The 19,096-nt window shown below is 71.6% G+C and carries 15 protein-coding genes; 12 read left to right on the forward strand and 3 right to left on the reverse strand.

Translation table 11 applies throughout. From position 1 onward, the window contains the following. The first annotated feature begins 245 nt into the window (after positions 1 to 245). The 3 genes from ABT057_RS32455 to ABT057_RS32465 all read left to right on the forward strand — a co-directional run bounded on the left by ABT057_RS32455 (position 246) and on the right by ABT057_RS32465 (position 2,647). The gene (locus tag ABT057_RS32455; protein WP_352347221.1) at positions 246 to 1,109 is read left to right on the forward strand and encodes a phosphatase PAP2 family protein; all 864 of its coding nucleotides are present in this window, start codon (positions 246 to 248) and stop codon (positions 1,107 to 1,109) included. Positions 1,110 to 1,379: 270 nt separating this feature from the next. After that, on the forward strand, positions 1,380 to 1,754 hold the full coding sequence (locus ABT057_RS32460) for a peptidase inhibitor family I36 protein (protein ID WP_352347222.1): 375 nt from the start codon (positions 1,380 to 1,382) through the stop codon (positions 1,752 to 1,754). Continuing rightward, a complete protein-coding gene (locus tag ABT057_RS32465) occupies positions 1,751 to 2,647 on the forward strand; it encodes a hypothetical protein (protein WP_352347223.1) in 897 nt (298 codons plus the stop codon). Before ABT057_RS32460 ends, ABT057_RS32465 begins: the two co-directional genes overlap by 4 nt. A gap of 46 nt (positions 2,648 to 2,693) precedes the next feature. On the opposite strand, the gene ABT057_RS32470 is transcribed toward ABT057_RS32465, so the two are convergent. Next, positions 2,694 to 5,732, reverse strand: coding sequence for a bifunctional [glutamine synthetase] adenylyltransferase/[glutamine synthetase]-adenylyl-L-tyrosine phosphorylase (locus tag ABT057_RS32470; RefSeq protein ID WP_352347224.1), 3,039 nt, complete (start codon positions 5,730 to 5,732; stop codon positions 2,694 to 2,696). Positions 5,733 to 6,041: 309 nt separating this feature from the next. Between ABT057_RS32470 and ABT057_RS32475 the strand changes: the two genes are divergently transcribed. After that, complete coding sequence (locus ABT057_RS32475) at positions 6,042 to 6,485, forward strand: VOC family protein (protein WP_352347225.1); 444 nt, start codon at positions 6,042 to 6,044, stop codon at positions 6,483 to 6,485. A gap of 55 nt (positions 6,486 to 6,540) precedes the next feature. On the opposite strand, the gene glnA2 is transcribed toward ABT057_RS32475, so the two are convergent. Next, complete coding sequence (gene glnA2 / locus ABT057_RS32480; RefSeq protein ID WP_352347226.1) at positions 6,541 to 7,902, reverse strand: gamma-glutamylpolyamine synthetase GlnA2; 1,362 nt, start codon at positions 7,900 to 7,902, stop codon at positions 6,541 to 6,543. A gap of 324 nt (positions 7,903 to 8,226) precedes the next feature. Here glnA2 and ABT057_RS32485 point away from each other — a divergent pair, with 324 nt between their 5' ends. The 3 genes from ABT057_RS32485 to helR all read left to right on the forward strand — a co-directional run bounded on the left by ABT057_RS32485 (position 8,227) and on the right by helR (position 12,186). Continuing rightward, positions 8,227 to 9,453 carry a globin domain-containing protein gene (locus ABT057_RS32485; RefSeq protein ID WP_352347227.1) on the forward strand — a complete coding sequence of 409 codons (1,227 nt, stop codon included), beginning with the start codon at positions 8,227 to 8,229 and terminating at the stop codon, positions 9,451 to 9,453. Positions 9,454 to 9,680: 227 nt separating this feature from the next. Beyond that, the gene (locus ABT057_RS32490) at positions 9,681 to 10,016 is read left to right on the forward strand and encodes a hypothetical protein (protein WP_352347228.1); all 336 of its coding nucleotides are present in this window, start codon (positions 9,681 to 9,683) and stop codon (positions 10,014 to 10,016) included. Between the two features lies 1 nt (position 10,017). Beyond that, on the forward strand, positions 10,018 to 12,186 hold the full coding sequence (gene helR, locus ABT057_RS32495; protein WP_352347229.1) for an RNA polymerase recycling motor ATPase HelR: 2,169 nt from the start codon (positions 10,018 to 10,020) through the stop codon (positions 12,184 to 12,186). 42 nt (positions 12,187 to 12,228) lie between these two features. On the opposite strand, the gene ABT057_RS32500 is transcribed toward helR, so the two are convergent. Continuing rightward, complete coding sequence (locus ABT057_RS32500) at positions 12,229 to 12,666, reverse strand: RrF2 family transcriptional regulator (protein ID WP_352347230.1); 438 nt, start codon at positions 12,664 to 12,666, stop codon at positions 12,229 to 12,231. Positions 12,667 to 12,835: 169 nt separating this feature from the next. On the opposite strand from ABT057_RS32500, the gene ABT057_RS32505 reads away from it, so the two are divergent. From ABT057_RS32505 to ABT057_RS32525, 5 genes are all read left to right on the forward strand, one after another. Beyond that, the gene (locus ABT057_RS32505) at positions 12,836 to 13,504 is read left to right on the forward strand and encodes a thioredoxin-like domain-containing protein (RefSeq protein ID WP_352347231.1); all 669 of its coding nucleotides are present in this window, start codon (positions 12,836 to 12,838) and stop codon (positions 13,502 to 13,504) included. Then, positions 13,501 to 14,121: a DUF305 domain-containing protein gene (locus ABT057_RS32510; protein ID WP_352347232.1), complete on the forward strand. Its 621-nt coding sequence runs from the start codon at positions 13,501 to 13,503 to the stop codon at positions 14,119 to 14,121. The genes ABT057_RS32505 and ABT057_RS32510 overlap by 4 nt, the downstream gene beginning before the upstream one ends. Before the next feature lie 187 nt (positions 14,122 to 14,308). After that, positions 14,309 to 16,249 (forward strand): S53 family peptidase, encoded by a 1,941-nt coding sequence (locus ABT057_RS32515; RefSeq protein ID WP_352347233.1) that lies wholly within the window; start codon positions 14,309 to 14,311, stop codon positions 16,247 to 16,249. Positions 16,250 to 16,339: 90 nt separating this feature from the next. Beyond that, positions 16,340 to 18,094, forward strand: coding sequence for an NAD+ synthase (locus ABT057_RS32520; RefSeq protein WP_352347234.1), 1,755 nt, complete (start codon positions 16,340 to 16,342; stop codon positions 18,092 to 18,094). 34 nt (positions 18,095 to 18,128) lie between these two features. After that, on the forward strand, positions 18,129 to 19,031 hold the full coding sequence (locus tag ABT057_RS32525) for an NAD-dependent epimerase/dehydratase family protein (RefSeq protein WP_352347235.1): 903 nt from the start codon (positions 18,129 to 18,131) through the stop codon (positions 19,029 to 19,031). Positions 19,032 to 19,096: the final 65 nt, after the last annotated feature.

Raw genomic sequence — 19,096 nt, forward strand, 5'->3', positions numbered from 1 at the left:
GCATCCGCATACTGGATGTATGCGGATGTTCCGACAACGCGGCGAGGTGCCGTAGCTGTCGTCGCGCGCCCGCCGGGGATTACGGGACAGCCCTTGGGCCGGAATCATCCCCAGGGTGGAGAAACAGGGGTTTCCTCCACTGCGGCGGTAGGAGACGATGGAGTCTGTGCGCCGTAGGACATGCGGGTCGGACCCGACCGGAGGATGATCGGGCCGAGAGGGCTTTTCTGGCAGACTTTGTGTCTATGGGTGAATCGACCGTGACGCCGCTGGAAGGCCGTGACCAGGCCGCTCCACAGCCCGTCACGGCTGAGGAGCCCGGGCGCCCGCTCGCCCGGCTGCGCACCCCGCGCCGTCCCCGCCTCTGGTTCGAGGTCCTCCTCATCGCGGTGAGCTACTGGACGTACTCACTGATCCGCAACGCGGTCCCGGAGCAGCGCTCCGCGGCGCTGCGCAACGCGGACTGGATCTGGCGGTCCGAACACGGGCTGGGGATCGCCTTCGAGGAGTACACCAACCACGCCGTGAACTCGGTGACCTGGCTCGTCGTGGGCATGAACTACTACTACGCGACGCTCCACTTCATCGTCACCCTGGGTGTCCTGGTGTGGCTCTACCGCAGTCATCCGGGCCGGTACGCCGCCACCCGTCTGGTGCTTTTCGCGACCACGGCGGTGGCCCTCGTCGGCTACTACCTCTACCCGCTGGCGCCCCCGCGCCTGATGCGGGGCGGTGACTTCGTCGACACGGTCGCGGTCCACCAGACCTGGGGCTCGATGGCCTCCGGCGACCTCAAGCACATGTCGAACCAGTACGCCGCGATGCCGTCCATGCACATCGGCTGGTCCGTGTGGTGCGGCCTGACGATCTTCGCGCTGGCGCGGCTGCCCTGGGTGCGCGTCCTGGGGCTGCTCTACCCGGTGGCGACCCTGGTGGTCATCGTCGCCACGGCCAACCACTTCTGGCTGGACGCCGTGGGCGGCCTCCTCTGCCTCGCCTTCGGCTTCACCGTGGCCCGCCTCTGGTACGGCAGCCTGCCGTACGCGCTGCCACGGAGGGTGCCCGCGAGACGGGCGGGCGGCGCCTCTCTGCTGCCGACCAAGGGCTGACGCCGGTCCTCCCCTCGGGCGGGTGCCCGCGCCGCTTCGTCCGCCGGGGCCTCCACCGGGTTCGGGCCGAAGGCGGCGGGAGTCGGCCCGCCGGGCGTGTTCGACGGGGACCCCCGAGGGCCTGATGAACCACTCGCGAACCCCGCGGACGGACCCCTGCGACCCCCGCTGAACAGCACCGCAAGGTTTCGACAAGATCCCTGGCACAGCGTGTGCATGGCAACCCGCCCCACCGGGGCGTGGACCTGATCGATGGAGGAAACCTTGAGCATGAAGCGGATTCTCGCCAGGACCGGCATGGCCGTCGGGAGCATCGCCCTGGTCGCCACCGGCGCACTCGCCACGGCCGGCCCGGCGAACGCGGCGTTGTCCGACTGTCCCTCCGGGGCGCTGTGCGCCTACCTCGGCGTCAACGGCTCGGGCGACCCCGGCGTGGTCTACGCCGACAACTCGAACCTGCTCCAGTACAACAAGTTCAACAACGCCGAGTCGCTGTACAACAACGGCAACAGCTGCAACGTCCGCATCTACTCGGGCCTGGGCTACACGGGCTCCAGCTACGTGCTCGCCCGGGGCTACTACAACGGCTCCCTGGCGAACACGGTGTGGTGGCACAACGTCGCCTCGAACGACTGGTGCGTGTGAACGTATCCACGGCGCGGCGGACACTCCTCGCGGTGATCCTGGTGTCGGCAGCGGTCGGTTGCTCCCCCCAGGGGGAGCCCGGCCGCGGGCCCTCCGGGCTCGACGTCCGCCCGCTGTCCGGGGCCACGGCGTTCAGCCACGCCGACGCCGTACGGCTGTACAACCGCGAGGAGCGTGCCGTCGCCGCGTGCATGACCTCCAAGGGGCAGAGCTACACGGTGCAGCCCCGGACCGCGTCCGCGCGCGGCGAGGAGACCAACCCGTACGGCCTGCTCACCGCGGCGAAGGCTGCCCAGGACGGGTACGGCATCGTCGGCGAGTACCTCTATCTGCGGTCCGCCCCCCGTCCGGCCTCCGAATCCCGGGAGCCGGCCTGGCAGCGGGCCCTGACCGGCACGTCGAAGCACCGGGTGAGCATCGCGCTGCCGGACGGAACCCGCCTCGAGTACTCCACGGACGGCTGTGTGGCGCAGGCGCGTACCGACACGTACGGGCCGGACTGGAACACGGTGGCTCCCGTCGCCACCGGGTTGGCGAACCAGGTGATCGGCGCCGTCGAGAAGGACACCGGCTACCGGGCCGCCGTGCGGCGCTGGGCCTCGTGCATGACGAAGGCGGGGCATCGGGTGACCGACCTGCAGGCGCCGCGCGCGGCCATCGACTCCCGGCTGTCCGCGGCCGCGAAGGATCCGGACGCGCTGCGCGCTCTCGGCCGCGACGAGATCCGCACGGCGAGCGCCGACGCCGCGTGCCAGGCCGAGACCGGTCTCGACGAGGCCGTCCGGGACGTGCAACGAGCCGTCGAGCGGCGCATGTTGACGGCGGCCGACCGGAAGACCGTCGCGAGCTACCTCGCGGACAAGCGCAGGGCGCTCGCCGCGGAGGACGCCTGACGGGGACGGCAGGGGCCGGTGAGGGGTGACCGCGACAGGGGTGTGGTCACCCCTCGTAGAACAGCTGATCCACAACTCCCCGCGCCCGCCTGGCCGTTCGCCGGTACCCGTCCAGCAGCTCCCCCACCCGCCCGGGCCCGTACCCCAGGTACCGTCCCACAGCGGTGAGTTCACGGCTCTCCGAGGGAAACGTGTCCCCGGCCCGCCCCCGGACCAGCATCACGGCGTTGCGCACCCGGGTGGCGAGCACCCAGGCCTCGTCGAGTGTCCCGGCGTCCACGGCCGAGATGAGCCCGGCCGCGCGGGCCGCCGCCAGCGCCTCCCTGGTGCGGGTGGTGCGCAGTCCTGGCTCCGCCCACCCGTGCCGCAACTGCAGCAACTGCACGGTCCACTCCACGTCGGACAAGCCGCCCGGCCCGAGCTTGGTGTGCAGCTTGGGATCGGCGCCCCGGGGCAACCGCTCCGACTCCATACGGGCCTTGAGCCGCCGGATCTCCCGTACGGCCTCCTCCCCCAGCCCTTCCACCGGGTATCGCAGGGGATCGATGAGGTTGATGAACCGTCGCCCCAACTCCTCGTCTCCGGCAACCGGTTCGGCCCGCAGCAGCGCCTGCGACTCCCATCCCAGGGACCAGCGCCGGTAGTAGGCCTCGTACGACTTCAGCGTCCGTACGAGCGGCCCGGACTTCCCCTCGGGCCGCAGATCGGCGTCGATCAGCAACGGCGGGTCGGCGCTGGGCAGTTGCAACAGCCGTCGCATCTCGGAGACGACCCGGTTCGCGGCCTCACCGGCCTCCCGCTCGTCCACGCCCTCCCGGGGTTCGTGCACGAACAGCACGTCCGCGTCCGACCCGTAGCCCAGCTCGTGGCCCCCGAACCGGCCCATGCCGATCACGGCGAACCGGGTGGGCAGGGTGTCCCCCCAGCCCTCGCGCACCACGGCCCGGAGCGTCCCGGCCAGGGTGGCCGCCGTCAGATCGGACACGGCGGCGCCCACCCGGTCCACCAGCGCGCCCTGGTCGGGCTCGGCCGGCCGGGTCTCGGTCCCGTACGAGCTGACGATGTCCCCGGCGGCCGTACGGAAGAGCTCGCGCCGGCGCACTCCGCGGGCCGCGGTGACGGCCTGCTGCGCGTTCTCCGCGCGCCCCACCGTGGCCAGGATCTCCTGCTCCAGGGGCGCCCGCTCGCGGATCCGCAGCCCGCCACCGTCGCCGTCGCCGTCACCGAGCAGGGCGACGGCCTCGGGAGCCCGCAACAGCAGATCGGGAGCGAGCCGCCCCGCGGACAGCACCCGCGCGAGGTTCTCGGCGGCGGCCCCCTCGTCCCGGAGCAGCCGCAGATACCAGGGGGTCTTGCCCAACGCGTCCGACACCTTGCGGAAGTTGAGCAGTCCGGCGTCCGGGTCGGCGGAGTCGGCGAACCAGCCGAGCAGCACGGGCAGCAGGGTCCGCTGGATGGCGGCCTTGCGGGAGACTCCCGAGGTGAGCGCCTCCAGGTGCCGCAGCGCGGACGCCGGATCGGCGTACCCCAGCGCGACCAGCCGCTCCCGAGCCGCCTCCAGGCTCAGCCGGGCCTCCCCGGACGGGGGTCCCCCCGCCCGAGCGAATTCGAGGGTGGGGGAGAGTTGGGCGACCGCGTCGAGCAGCGGGCGGTAGAAGATCTTCTCGTGCAGCCGCCGTACGACGGCCGCGTGCCGCTTCCACTCCCGGTTCAGCTCCGCGACCGGATCGGCCCGCAGCCCGAGCGACCGTCCGATCCGCCGCAGATCGTCCTCGCCCTCGGGCACGAGATGGGTCCGCCGCAGCCGGTACAGCTGGATGCAGTGCTCCATGGACCGCAGGAACCGGTACGCGTCGTCGAGCTGTACCGCGTCGACGCGCCCCACATAGCCGCCCGCGGCGAGCGCCTGCAGCGCGTCCAGCGTGGTCCCGCTCCTGAGCGAGACGTCGGACCGCCCGTGCACCAGCTGGAGCAGCTGCACCGCGAACTCGACGTCGCGCAGCCCGCCGGGCCCGAGCTTCAGTTCCCGGTCGATCTCACCGGCCGGAATGTTCTCGACGACCCTCCGGCGCATCTTCTGCACGTCGGCGACGAAGTTCTCCCGCTCGGCGGCCTTCCACACCAGCGGCTCGACCGCGGCGACGTAGTCGGCCCCCAGCGCCGGATCGCCCGCCACCGGCCGGGCCTTGAGCAGGGCCTGGAACTCCCAGGTCTTGGCCCACCGCTGGTAGTAGGCGAGATGACTGCTGAGGGTCCGCACGAGCGGACCGTTGCGCCCCTCGGGCCGCAGATTGGCGTCGACGGGCCAGATCGACCCCTCCACCGTGGTCTCGGAGCAGATCCGCATCATGTGCGAGGCGAGCTTGGTGGCCGCCCGCAGGGCCTTCCCCTCGTCGGCCCCCTCCACGGCCTCCCCGACGAAGATCACGTCCACGTCGGACACGTAGTTCAGCTCGTGTCCGCCGCACTTGCCCATCGCGATGACGGCGAGCCGGCACAGGGCCGCGTCGTCGGGGGCGGCGGCGCGCGCGATGCCGAGCGCCGCCCGCAGGGTGGCGGTGGCAAGGTCGGCCAGCTCGGCGGCGGTCTCGGCCACATCGGTCGTGCCGCACACGTCCCGGGCCGCGATCGACAGCAGACACCGCCGGTAGGCGACCCGCAGCGACACCGGATCGTCCGCCCCGGCGAGCCCGCGCTCGAACTCCTCAACCCCGGGATGCAGATCCCGCGGCTCGTAGGTGACCAGTGCCTCCCAGTCCCGCGGATGCCGGGCCAGATGGTCGGCGAGCGCGGCGGACGCCCCGAGCACCCCCAGCAGCCGGTCCCGCAGGGGCTTCGCCGCTATCACGGTGTCCAGTAGTTCGCGTCTCGCGGCGGGGCCGGGCTGCGCCTCCACCAGCCTTACGAAACCGTGCAGCGCGAGATCGGGATCGGCGGTCGCGCCGAGCGCCTCCAACAGGAACGGATCGCTGCGCATCGCTGCCAGCTCGGGCCCGTCCAACAGCCGCTCGGCCGCCGAGGGATCCGTGAAGCCGTGCCGCAGCAGCCGTGTGAAGGTACTGCTCCTGCGCCCCGGCGCCATCATCCCGGCCTCCCGTCGGACCCTTGGACCACCTGCGTACGGCCCGTCGGATCAAGGTCGCACTGTCCCGAGCGTAACCGGAGTGGCCGACGCGGGCGCCGGAGCGGGAACCGATGAATTCGGGCCACGGCAGGTCCTTGCCGGAATCCCGGCCGATGTCCTTGCCGGTGCGGGGGCGCCGGTCGAGAACCGACTGCGCCGGAACCCGGTCCTCTCGGTGGCGCCGCGCCGCGTTCTGGGCTTCGGTGGGGGGAGCCGTCCAGCCGTTCGCGCCGACGGTCCGACGACCGGCGGTAACCGGAGAGGAACAGCATGCTGTACACGCTCGAAGTGATCCCGCTGCCCGTGAGCGACATCGACCGGTCCCGGGACTTCTACCGGGACCGGGTCGGCTTCCATGTGGACATCGACCAGGAGGTCATGCCCGGCATGCGGATCGTCCAGCTGACGCCCCCGGGGTCGGGCTGCTCCATCGCGCTCGGCGACACGATCTGGGAGACGATGGAGGGCCCCCGCCCGGCCCCCGGCTCCTACCAGGGCCTCCAGCTCTGCGTGACCGACATCAAGGCGGCCCACGCGGAACTCCTCGAACGCGGCCTGGAGATCTCCGAACCGGTCCGGTACGCCCCGGACGACGGCGCCACCTTCATGTACTTCAGGGACCCGGACGGCAACGGCTGGGCCGTCCAGGAGTACCGCCGCAGGTCGACGCAGCCCCTGCACAAGGTCCTGGCCGACCTGGCGGGGGCCGGATAGCACCCCCGCAGACCCGCGCCGCAATCCCACGCCCCTACAGCGAGGCGGCGCAGCCCTACAGCACCGGCAGGTTCTTCCGCAGTTCGAACGCGGTGACCTCGCTGCGGTACTCCTCCCACTCCTGGCGCTTGTTGCGGAGGAAGAAGTCGAAGACGTGCTCGCCGAGGGTCTCGGCGACGAGGTCGCTGCGCTCCATCAGGGTCAGGGCCTCGCCGAGGTTCTGCGGGAGGGGCTCGATGCCCATCGCGCGGCGCTCCGCGTCGGAGAGGGCCCAGACGTCGTCCTCGGCGCCCGGCGGGAGTTCGTAGCCCTCCTCGACGCCCTTGAGGCCGGCGGCGAGCAGCATGGCGTACGCCAGGTAGGGGTTGGCGCCGGAGTCGAGGGAGCGGACCTCGATGCGGGCGGAGCCGGTCTTGCCGGGCTTGTACATCGGGACGCGGACCAGGGCCGAGCGGTTGTTGTGGCCCCAGCAGATGTACGAGGGGGCCTCGCCGCCGGCGCCGGCGGTGCGCTCTGAGCCGCCCCAGATGCGCTTGTAGGAGTTGACCCACTGGTTGGTGACGGCGGCGATCTCGGCGGCGTGCTTCAGCAGGCCCGCGATGAAGGAGCGGCCGACCTTGGAGAGCTGGTACTCCGCGCCGGACTCGTAGAACGCGTTGCGGTCGCCCTCGAAGAGCGAGAGGTGGGTGTGCATGCCGGAGCCGGGGTGCTCGGAGAACGGCTTCGGCATGAAGGTCGCCTGGACGCCCTGCTCCAGTGCCACCTGCTTCATGACCAGGCGGAACGTCATGATGTTGTCGGCCGTCGACAGCGCGTCGGCGTAGCGCAGGTCGATCTCCTGCTGGCCGGGGGCGCCCTCGTGGTGGGAGAACTCGACGGAGATGCCCATCGACTCCAGCATGGTGATCGCCTGGCGGCGGAAGTCCATGCCCACGTTCTGCGGGGTGTGGTCGAAGTAGCCGGAGTTGTCGGCGGGCGTGGGGCGTGAGCCGTCCAGCGGGCGGTCCTTCAGCAGGAAGAACTCGATCTCCGGGTGGGTGTAGAAGGTGAAGCCCAGGTCGGAGGCCTTGGCGAGGGCGCGCTTGAGCACGTAGCGCGGGTCCGCGAAGGAGGGGGAGCCGTCCGGCATGAGGATGTCGCAGAACATGCGGGCGGTGCCGGGGGCCTCGGCGCGCCAGGGCAGCACCTGGAAGGTGGACGGATCCGGCTTGGCGATCATGTCGGACTCGTAGACCCGGGCGAAGCCCTCGATCGCGGAGCCGTCGAAACCGATCCCTTCGTCGAACGCCTGCTCGAGCTCGGCCGGGGCCACGGCGACGGACTTGAGGAAGCCCAGCACGTCCGTGAACCACAGGCGTACGAACCGGATGTCGCGCTCCTCCAACGTCCGGAGCACGAACTCCTGCTGCTTGTCCATCTTCCGCTTCCCCATCCTTGCTGGTCAGGCCGCCTGATTCCCGTCCCACGGAAAGGCGGTCGGGCACCTGAGCATCCCACCACAACACCATTTCGTGCGCATTGCCGACCATGATCGCCATGGCGACCGGGGCCTGAACGCCTCGCGTCCGGCGGGTGTACTGCTCTGCCGCCCATCTTGCCTGCTCGGACTGACATCCGTAATGCCCGGCCTCCCCCGTCTCATCTCCACCTGCTAAATTTGCATCCCAGATGCAAGTTTAACTACCGTACGCAGCGGTGGGAGCGCCGCCCGTGCGCCCCTGCGACCCCGAGGAGACCCCCGATGCTGTCCGAGCAGTCCGCAGCCACCGTCCGCGCCACCCTCCCCGCCGTGGGCGCGGCCATCGGCGAGATCACCGAGCGCTTCTACGCCCGCCTCTTCGCCGCTCACCCCGAGCTGCTGCGGGACCTCTTCAACCGCGGCAACCAGGCCGCCGGCACCCAGCGCCAGGCCCTGGCCGGTTCGATCGCCGCCTTCGCCGGCCACCTCGTCGACCACCCGGACAGCCGCCCCGACGCGATGCTCGCCCGCATCGCCCACAAGCACGCCTCCCTGGGCATCGCCCCCGAGCAGTACGCCCTCGTCCACGAGCACCTGTTCGCCGCGATCGCGGAGGTCCTCGGCGAGGCCGTCACCCCCGAGGTCGCGGCCGCCTGGACCGACGTCTACTGGCTGATGGCGAACGCCCTGATCGCGATCGAGCGGCGGCTGTACGAGGAGAGCGCGGGCGGCGGGTGGCGCGGGTGGCGGGTCGTGGAGCGGGTCACGGAGACCGAGGACGTCGTCACCTTCCGGCTGAGCCCGGCGGACGGCGGCCCCGTGCGGCCCTTCCGCCCCGGGCAGTACGTCTCCGTGCGCGTCGAGCTCCCCGACGGCGCCCGCCAGGCACGCCAGTACAGCCTGTCCGGCGCACCGGACTCCGGCGCCGTACGCCAGATCAGCGTCAAGCGGATCCCGGGCGACGCCACGACCCCGGAGGGCGAGGTCTCCAACCACCTCCACGCGTGCGTGCAGGTGGGCGGCGTCCTGGAGCTGTCCGAGCCGTACGGCGACCTTGTTCTCTCCGGTCTCGACGGCTCAGACGGCTCAGACGGCTCAGACGGCTCCGACAGCACTCCCCTGCTGCTGGCCTCGGCCGGCATCGGGGTGACCCCGATGGTCGCGATGCTGGCCGGGCTGGCGGCGGCCGGCCACCGGGCCCCGGTCACCGTCGTCCACGCGGACCGCTCCCCCGCGCACCACGCCCTGCGCGCCGACCACGAGGCGTACGCGGCGAAGCTGCCGGACGTGTCCGTCCACCTCTGGTACGAGCGGGAGGCCCCGGAGGAGGCCCGTACCGGCCTCGTCGACCTGACGGATGTACCGGTACGGCCGGGCACGCGCGCGTACCTGTGCGGTCCGCTGCCGTTCATGCGGGCGGTACGAGCGCAGCTGATCGAGCACGGGGTGGCACCGGCCGACGTGCACTACGAGGTGTTCGGGCCGGATCTCTGGCTGGCCGGGGCCTGACACCTGCCGCCCGGCGACCGACTGGCCTCATCACGGCCCCCATCACGGCCCAGGGGGAATCCGCTCGCACCCCTTGCCCTTTTTAACGTATAGCGCAAGGGGGGCCTTGCGGCAAGGCCCCCGTCGTGCCGCAGAATCACCGGCCTGAGCCGTAATCCGCGGTGAACGGGAGTCGCTGAGTGCGTGTGTTGTTTTCGGCCTTCGGGTCGCGCGGGGATGTCCGGCCGATGGCGGCGCTCGCGGTGCGGTTGCGGGAACGCGTCGCGGAGGTACGGGTGTGCGCGCCGCCGGACGAGGAGTTCGGGGAGCCGGCGGCCATTGTCGGGTTGGACCCGGTGCCGGCCGGCCGGTCGGTGCGCGTGCTGTTCGGTGCGGCGCACGACGGCCCGGTTCCGGCCTTCGAGGCCCTGCCGGCCACGCTCGAAACGGCCCCGGCCCCCGAGACCCGCGCACGGGCCGCCGTGGCCGCCACGGTCCGCGCCGGCGGGGCGACGGTGGCCGCGCGGCTGCCGCTGGACACGGTCGGCGAAGACACCGCAGGCAACCCCCACCCGGAGCGATGACGTGAACCCTCTGACCACCAGCGCCTTCGCCCTTCCCGACCGCCTCGCCGCCAAGGCCGACCCGGCGCTGATCGCCGACGACGAGCGGCACTTCGCGGCCGTCGCGGCCTGCCTCGAGCAGACCATCGCGGAACTGTCCGGCCTCCTCGACGCCGAGCGCCGGGCGCCCGGCGGCCTGGGCCGGCAGGCGATGGACCGGGACGCGGAGATCCACCGGCTGACCGCCCGCCTGCGCGCGCTGCGCCGCTTCGGGCTGGACCTGTGCCTCGGACACATGGTCGGCGCGGACGGCTCCGAGCCGGTGTACGTCGGACGGCTCGGCCTCACGGACAGCGCCGGCCGCCGGCTGCTGATCGACTGGCGCTCCCCCGCGGCCGAGCCGTTCTTCGGCGCCACCCACGCCAACCCGATGGGCCTGGCGAGCCGCCGCAGATACCGCTGGGCCCGCGGAAGGATCAGCGACTACTGGGACGAGGTGTTCACCCCGGACGCCTTCGCCGGGCACGCCGCGCTCGACGACCAGTCCGCCTTCATCGCCAGCCTGGGCGCGGGCCGGTCGTCCCGGATGCGGGACGTGCTCGGCACCATCCAGGCCGACCAGGACGCCATCATCCGGGCGGGTTCCCGCGGCGCTCTCGTCGTCGACGGCGGTCCGGGCACCGGCAAGACCGTCGTCGCCCTGCACCGCTCCGCCTACCTCCTCTACTCCGACCCGCGCCTCGGACACCGCCGGGGCGGCGTGCTGTTCGTCGGTCCGCACAAGCCCTACCTGGGCTACGTCGCCGATGTGCTGCCCAGCCTCGGCGAGGAGGGCGTGCAGACCTGCACCCTGCGCGACCTCGTCGCCGAGGGAGCCGCGGCGACGGTCGAGGCCGACCCGGAGGTGGCCCGCCTGAAGTCGTCCGCGGACCTGGTGAGGGCCGTCGAGACGGCCGTCCGGTTCTACGAGGAGCCGCCCGCCGAGGGCATGACGATCACCACCCAGTGGTCCGATCTGCACCTGAGCCCCGACGACTGGGCCCTGGCGTTCGAGGCGGCGGAACCCGGCACCCCGCACAACGATGCGCGCGAACAGGTCTGGGAGGAACTGCTGACGATCCTGGTCGACCGGTACGACGGGGACGCCTCGCCCGAGCTGCTGCGCAAGTCGCTGCGGCAGGACAGGGAACTGCTCACGGCCTTCAACCGCGCGTGGCCGCTGCTCGAGGCGGCCGACCTGGTCGGCGACCTGTGGACGGTCCCCGCCTATCTGCGGCTGTGCGCACCCTGGCTCGGCCCCGAGGACGTACGACGGCTGCGGCGCGCGGACGCCCAGGCCTGGACGGTGTCCGACCTGCCGATCCTGGACGCGGCACGGCAGCGGCTCGGCGACCCGGCGGCGGCCCGGCGGTCGCGCCGGCACCGGGCCGTGATCGCCGCCCAGCGCGAGCGCATGGAGCAGGTCGTCGACAACCTGATCGACGCCGTGGCCTCCTCCGGCGCCGACGGCGACGACGGCGAAGGTCTGGTCACGATGCTGCGCGGCGAGGACGCCCGGGTCAGCCTGGTCGACGAGTCCGAACTGCCCGCCGTCGACCCGGACCTGCTCGCCGGCCCGTTCGCGCATGTCGTCGTGGACGAGGCGCAGGAACTGACCGACGCGGAATGGCAGATGCTCCTGCTCCGGTGTCCGTCCCGAAGCTTCACCATCGTCGGGGACCGCGCCCAGGCCCGGCACGGGTTCACCGAGTCCTGGCAGGAACGCCTCGGACGGGTCGGCCTCGACCGGATCAGCCTGGCCTCGCTCAGCGTCAACTACCGCACCCCGGAAGAGATCATGGCGGAGGCCGAGCCGGTCATCCGGGCCGTGCTCCCGGACGCCAACGTGCCGGCCTCGATCCGTACCGGCGGCATCCCCGTGGTCCACGGATCGACCGCGGACCTGGACTCGGTCCTCGGCGCGTGGCTCGCCGCGCATGCCGACGGGACCGCCTGCGTCATCGGCGACCCCGCGTTCCGCGCGACGCCCCGCGTCCGCTCCCTGACGCCCGAGCTGTCGAAGGGGCTGGAATTCGACCTGGTCGTCCTCGTCGACCCGGAGAGGTTCGGGACGGGCATCGGAGGAGCGGTCGACCGCTATGTCGCGATGACCCGGGCGACCCGGCAGCTCGTCGTCCTCACGAGCCGCTGAGTCCTCCCCGCAGGCCCCCGAGTCCTCCCCGGGCGCCCGGCGTCAGCCGGGCGGGGCGGTGAGGTCCAGCAGCAGGGGGCCCGTCGGTTCCGCCACGATGTCCGCCACCGTGATCGGGTCGAGGTACGCGTAGAACGCCTCCTGGGCGCGGCGGAGGGCGCCGCGCAGCCGGCAGCCGGTGCGCAGCGGGCAGGGGGTCGTGCCCTCGCAGTCGACCACGTCGCCGTCGCCCTCGAAGGTGCGGACCACCCCGCCCACCGACGCGGTGCGGCCCTTCTCCGTCAGGGCCAGGCCGCCGCCCCGGCCCCGGCGGGCCTCCAGGAGGCCGAGGTGCTGGAGTTCGGCCACGACCTTCGCGGCGTGCGTGTAGGGGACCGCCATCGCGGCCGCCACCTCGCGTGTGGTGGGGGTGGTGTCGTCCGCGACCGCGAGTCGCATCAGGACGCGCAGGGCCAGGTCGGTGGATCTCAGCAACCGCATGAGAGGAAGGGTAGATAATACGCATCTCACCTTCAAATTATCCGGCGGATTTCCCGCGACCCGCTCCTTGGCCGTGACCTGTCTACGACAACGCCCTCCTCCCCCATTACGATCAGCGGGCCCGACCGTCCCGACCGTCCCGCCCCCTTTCCCCCAGAAGGACAGGCCCATGGGTTCCGCCGAGAAGACCACCAGCGCGGCGCGCAAGGCGCGCATAGAGGAGATGCGGCGCGCCGAGAAGGCCCGTGAGCGCCGGAACCGCATCTTCACGATCACCGGCAGCGTCGTCGCCGTGGCCGCGCTCACCGCCGGTGCCGTGTTCTTCATCCAGTCGCAGAAGGACGACGGCTCCGAGGCCGCCTCCGACTCCAAGGCCTCCTCCGGGCACTTCGTCACCGGGTCGGACGGTGTGCGGACATGGAAGGGCACCCTCGGGCGCACCCATGTCACCAAGACCGTGAACTACCCGATGGAGCCGCCCGTCGGCGGCAACCACAACCCGGTCTGGCTGAACTGCAACGGCACCGTGTACACCGAGCCCGTCAACAACATGAACGCCGTGCACTCCCTGGAGCACGGCGCGGTCTGGGTGACGTACACGACCAAGGCCTCGAAGGCGGACGTCGAGGCGCTCGCGGCGAAGGTCAAGAAGACGCCGTACACACTGATGAGCCCGGACGACGAGCAGGCCGATCCGATCATGCTCACCGCGTGGGGCAAGCAGCGCACGGTGACCGGTGCGAAGGACCCGAACGTCGACAAGTTCTTCGAACAGTTCGTGCAGGGCGAGCAGACGCCCGAGCCGGGAGCCTCGTGCACCGGCGGGACGATGAAGTGAGGAAGCACGCGGGCTGGATCGCGTCGGCCGCGGTGGCGGCGCTCGCCGCGGCCGGCGCGATCACCTTCGCCGTCGCCGAGGACGGCACCTCGGACACGGCGGCCCCCGCCGCCGACTCGGCGGACGCGGGATTCGCCCGGGACATGGCCGTGCACCACCAGCAGGCCGTCGAGATGTCGTACATCGTGCGCGACCGGACGTCCGACGAGGAGGTGCGCCGGCTCGCGTACGACATCGCGCAGACGCAGGCCAACCAGCGGGGCATGCTGCTGGGCTGGCTCGATCTGTGGGGGCTGCCGAAGGTGTCGTCGAAGGCGCCGATGACCTGGATGGGCATGGGCGACATGGCCGACGGCGAGGACGGCGCGCTGATGCCGGGCATGGCGACCGACACCGAGCTGAAGAAGCTCGGGACGCTGAACGGCAAGGCGGCCGAGGTGTTCTTCCTGCGGCTGATGACCGCGCACCACAAGGGCGGTGTCCACATGGCCGAGGGCTGTGCGGAAAAGTGCACGGTCGGCGTGGAGAAGCGGCTCGCGCAGGGCATGGTGGAGGCGCAGCAGTCCGAAATCGATCTGATGGCGGGCATGTTGAAGGCACGGGGTGCCACCCCTTAGCGTACGACTTTCAGCCAATCCATAGGGTTTTCCCTTGACTTGGTGGACGTATCCGTCAAACCGGGCCAGAAAGCGGTCACTTGGTCGCTTCTTGGTGTTCGCATTCCCCTTGCATGAAGCGTTCGTCGCAAGAGTGGCCAGCACGCGAAGTGATCCACTCGCGTCGAACCACATATCAGGGGGTCCCATGAGATCCAACCGTGCCGCGCTGCGCGCCGGGGTGAGCATGGCAGCGACACTGCCCATGATCGCCGGCGCACTGGCGCTCGGCATACCCGCGGCGCACGCCGCGGATGCCCCGGCCCGTGACACGCTGGCCGGGACCAAGCCCGCGTGGGCCACCGCGAAGGCGGACAAGGGCGCGACCGCGGACAGTGCCCAGGTGCACGCCCGGGTCTACCTGGCCGGCCGGGACGCCACCGGCCTCGCCGCGTACGCGAAGGCCGTGGCCGACCCGAACTCCCCGGCCTACGGCAAGTACCTCTCCGCCAAGCAGGCGCAGGCCCGCTTCGGCGCCACCAAGGCTCAGGTGGCGGCGGTCAAGTCGTGGCTCGCGTCGGCCGGTCTGAAGGTCACCGGCACCACGCAGCACTATGTCTCCGTCACCGGTGACGTGGCCGCCGCCGAGAAGGCGTTCGGCACCCAGCTGCACAACTACGCCAAGGGCACCAAGACCTACCGCGCGCCCTCGAAGTCGGCCTCGGCTCCCACGAGCCTGGACGGCGCCGTGCTGACCGTCACCGGTCTGGACAACGCCCCGCACAAGGCCGCCTCCAAGGACCAGCTCCCGCCGCCGGACGCGGTGTTCAAGAACTCGGGGCCGTTCTCCTCGTACTACGGCTCCAACACCGCGAGCACCCTCCCGTCGGCGTACGGCAAGAAGATCCCGTACGCCGTCCAGGGGTACACCGGCAAGCAGCTGCGGGCGGCCTACGGCGCCGGCACGTACACCGGCAAGGGGGTGCGCATCGCGATCACCGACGCGTACGCCTCCCCGACGATCGCCTACGACGCGGCCACGTACGCGAAGGCGCACGGCGACAAGGCCTGGAAGACCGGCCAGCTGACGCAGGTGCTGCCCTCGGGCTACACCAAGACCGAGGAGTGCGGGGCGGCCGGCTGGTACGGCGAGGAGACCCTCGACGTCGAGGCCGTGCACGCGGTCGCGCCGGACGCGAACGTCACGTACGTGGGCGGCGCGTCCTGCTACGACGACGACCTGCTCGACTCGCTGAGCAAGGTCGTCGACAACCACCTGGCCGACATCGTCTCCAACTCCTGGGGCGACATCGAGGCCAACCAGACGCCGGACCTCGCGGCCGCCTACGACCAGGTCTTCCAGTTCGGCGCGGTCGAGGGCATCGGCTTCTACTTCTCCTCCGGCGACAACGGCGACGAGGTCGCCAACACCGGGACGAAGCAGGTCGACACCCCGGCCAACTCGGCGTGGGTGACGGCGGTCGGCGGTACCTCGCTGGCGGTCGGCAAGGGCGACAAGTACCTGTGGGAGACCGGCTGGGGCACGGAGAAGGCCATGCTGTCCGACGACGGCAAGAGCTGGACCGGCTTCCCCGGCGCGTTCACCTCGGGTGCGGGCGGCGGCACCAGCAAGACCGTCGCCGAGCCCTTCTACCAGAAGGGCGTCGTCCCGAACGCGCTGGCCACGGCCAACAGCCCGGCCGGCAACCGCGTCGTCCCGGACATCTCGGCGATCGCCGACCCGAACACCGGGTTCAAGGTCGGGCAGACCCAGACCTTCCCGGACGGGTCTCAGCAGTACAGCGAGTACCGCATCGGCGGCACCTCGCTGGCCGCTCCGGTGATCGCGGCCGTCCAGGCGCTGGCGCAGGAGGCGCGCGGCGGCAAGGCGATCGGCTTCGCCAACCCGTCGATCTACTCCAAGTTCGGCTCGCGGGTCTACCACGACGTCACGGACAACCCGACGGGCTCCGGCCTCGCGGTCGCCCGCGTCGACTTCGCCAACGCCTTTGACGCCTCCGACGGCCTGCTGACCTCGGTCCGCAGCCTCGGCAAGGACAGCTCGCTGTCCGCGGTGAAGGGCTACGACGACGTCACCGGCGTGGGCACGCCCGCCAACGGCTACGTCGAGTCGTACCGCAAGCACTGAACCGGCAGCCATAGGTACCGATGGGGGTGCGTGAGGTGTGTGACACCTCACGCACCCCCATCGCGTCGCTCTGACGATTACACTGGGCGCGTGCCTCAACTTCGTCTCGCCCTGAACCAGATCGACACGCGTGTCGGCGACATCGCCGGAAACACCGAAACGATCCTCCGCTGGACCCGGCACTCCGCCGAACAGGGAGCGCATCTCGTGGCGTTCCCGGAGATGGCGCTGACCGGGTATCCCGTCGAGGACCTCGCCCTGCGCTCGTCCTTCGTCGAGGCCTCCCGCACGGCCGTGCGCACGCTCGCCGCGCGCCTCGCCGAGGAGGGCTTCGGGGAGCTGCCGGTGGTGGTCGGCTACCTCGACCGGTCCGAGAACGACCAGCCGAAGTTCGGCCGCCCGGCCGGCTCCCCGCGTGACGCGGCGGCCGTCCTGTACGGCGGCGAGGTGGTCCTGTCCTACTCCAAGCACCACCTGCCCAACTACGGCGTCTTCGACGAGTTCCGCTACTTCGTGCCCGGCGACACCCTGCCGGTGCTGCGGGTGCACGGCGTGGACGTGGCCCTCGCCATCTGCGAGGACCTCTGGCAGGACGGCGGCCGGGTGCCGGCGGCGCGCTCCGCCGAGGCCGGTCTGCTGCTCTCGGTCAACGCCTCCCCCTACGAGCGCGACAAGGACGACACCCGCCTGGAGCTGGTCCGCAAGCGGGCCCAGGAGGCGGGCTGCACCATCGCCTACCTCGCGATGATGGGCGGCCAGGACGAGCTGGTCTTCGACGGCGACTCGATCGTCGTCGACCGGGACGGCGCGGTCGTGGCACGGGCGCCGCAGTTCTCGGAAGGCTGCGTGGTCCTGGACCTCGACCTGCCGGCGGCCTCGGCGGACGCACCGACGGGCGTGGTGGACGACGGGATGCGGATCGAGCGCGTCGTCCTGTCCGAGGAGCCGCTCCCGGCGTACGAGCCGACGATGAGCGGCGGCCACGCGGACCGGCTCGACGACGACGAGGAGGTCTACTCGGCGCTGGTGGTCGGCCTGCGCGCGTACGTCGTGAAGAACGGTTTCCGATCGGTCCTCATCGGCCTCTCCGGCGGTATCGACTCGGCGTTGGTCGCGGCGATCGCGTGCGACGCGGTGGGCGCGCAGAACGTGTACGGCGTGTCCATGCCCTCGAAGTACTCCTCGGACCACTCCAGGGGGGACGCGGCGGAGCTGGCGCGACGCACCGGCCTCAACTTCCGCACGGTACCGATCGAGCCGATGTTCGACGCCTACATGGCGGCGACGGAGCTGACCGGCCTGGCCGAGGAGAACCTCCAGTCCCGCCTGCGCGGCACCCTCCTCATGGCCATCTCCAACCAGGAGGGCCACATCGTCCTGGCCCCCGGCAACAAGTCCGAGCTGGCGGTCGGCTACTCGACCCTCTACGGCGACTCGGTGGGCGCGTACGGCCCCATCAAGGACGTCTACAAGACCTGGATCTTCCGCCTCGCCGAGTGGCGCAACCGGGCGGCGGCGGAACGCGGCCAGACCCCGCCGATCCCCGAGAACTCCATCATCAAGCCGCCGAGCGCGGAGCTGCGCCCCGGCCAGGTCGACACGGACTCGCTCCCCGACTACCCCGTCCTGGACGCCATCCTCGACCTGTACGTCGACCGCGACCAGGGCGCCGACGCGATCGTCGCGGCCGGGTACGACCGTGAGCTGGTCGTGAAGACCCTGCGCATGGTGGACACGGCGGAGTACAAGCGCAGCCAGTACCCGCCGGGCACCAAGATCTCGGCAAAGGGCTTCGGCAAGGACCGCCGCCTCCCGATCACGAGCAGCTGGCGCGAGTCGGGCTGACCGTGACCGTCCAGTGCGTACCTCTGGAGTACTCATGCGGGTCTTGGTAGCCGGCGCCACCGGCGCCGTCGGCCGTCTGCTCGTCCCGATGCTGGTCGCGGCCGGGCACGAGGTCACCGGAACCTCCCGGACCCCGGCAGGGGTCGAGCGGATCCGGAGCCTCGGGGCGACGGGCGTCCGGGGGGACGCGCTCGACGCGGAGCAGCTCCGGAACGTGGTGCGGGCGGCGGCGCCGGACGCGGTGATCCATCAGCTCACCGACCTCTCCGCCGCCGACGGAGCCGCCAACGGCCGGATCCGCCGCGAGGGCACTCGCCATCTCGTGGACGCCGCGAAGGCGGCCGGCGTCGGCCGGATCGTCGTCCAGTCGATCTCCTGGGCGTACGAGCCCGGCGAGCACCCCGCCGACGAGGCGGTCCCGCTCGACGGTACGGCCGCCGAACCCCGGGCGCGGATGGTGGCCGCCGTCAGGGAACTGGAGGAGACGGCGGCCGAGCTGGAGACGGCGGCCGTCCTGCGCTACGGCCTGCTGTACGGCCCCGGCACCTGGTACGCGCCGGGCGGCGCTTTCGCGGCGGCCCTGGCCGGCGACCGCTCGGCGGTGTTCCTGGGGAGCACCGTGGCGAACGACGCGGTGAGTTCCTTCGTCCACGTCGCCGACGCGGCGGCTGCGGCACTGGCCGCGCTCGGCTGGCCGACCGGCCCGGTCAACATCGTGGACGACGAGCCCGCCCCGGCACACGTATGGCTCCCGGCCCTGGCCCATTCCCTCGGCGTCCCTGTCCCAGGGCGGGTGGAGGGCCGCCAGGGCTGGGAGCGCGGCGCACTCAACACACTTGCGCGCAGCCGGGGTTGGCACCCGAACCGAGCGACCTGGCGGACGGGTTTCGCCGCTGAGCCCGATGCGACCGGTGCGATCCGCGGAACCGTCCAGTGACCGTGCGCGGCGGCTCCTGCCCGGCCATGACCTCACTCCTGTCGGTGACGGAAGTGGAGTGGTCA

The organism is Streptomyces sp. NPDC002588, assembly GCF_040295925.1.
Lineage (GTDB): Bacteria > Actinomycetota > Actinomycetes > Streptomycetales > Streptomycetaceae > Streptomyces.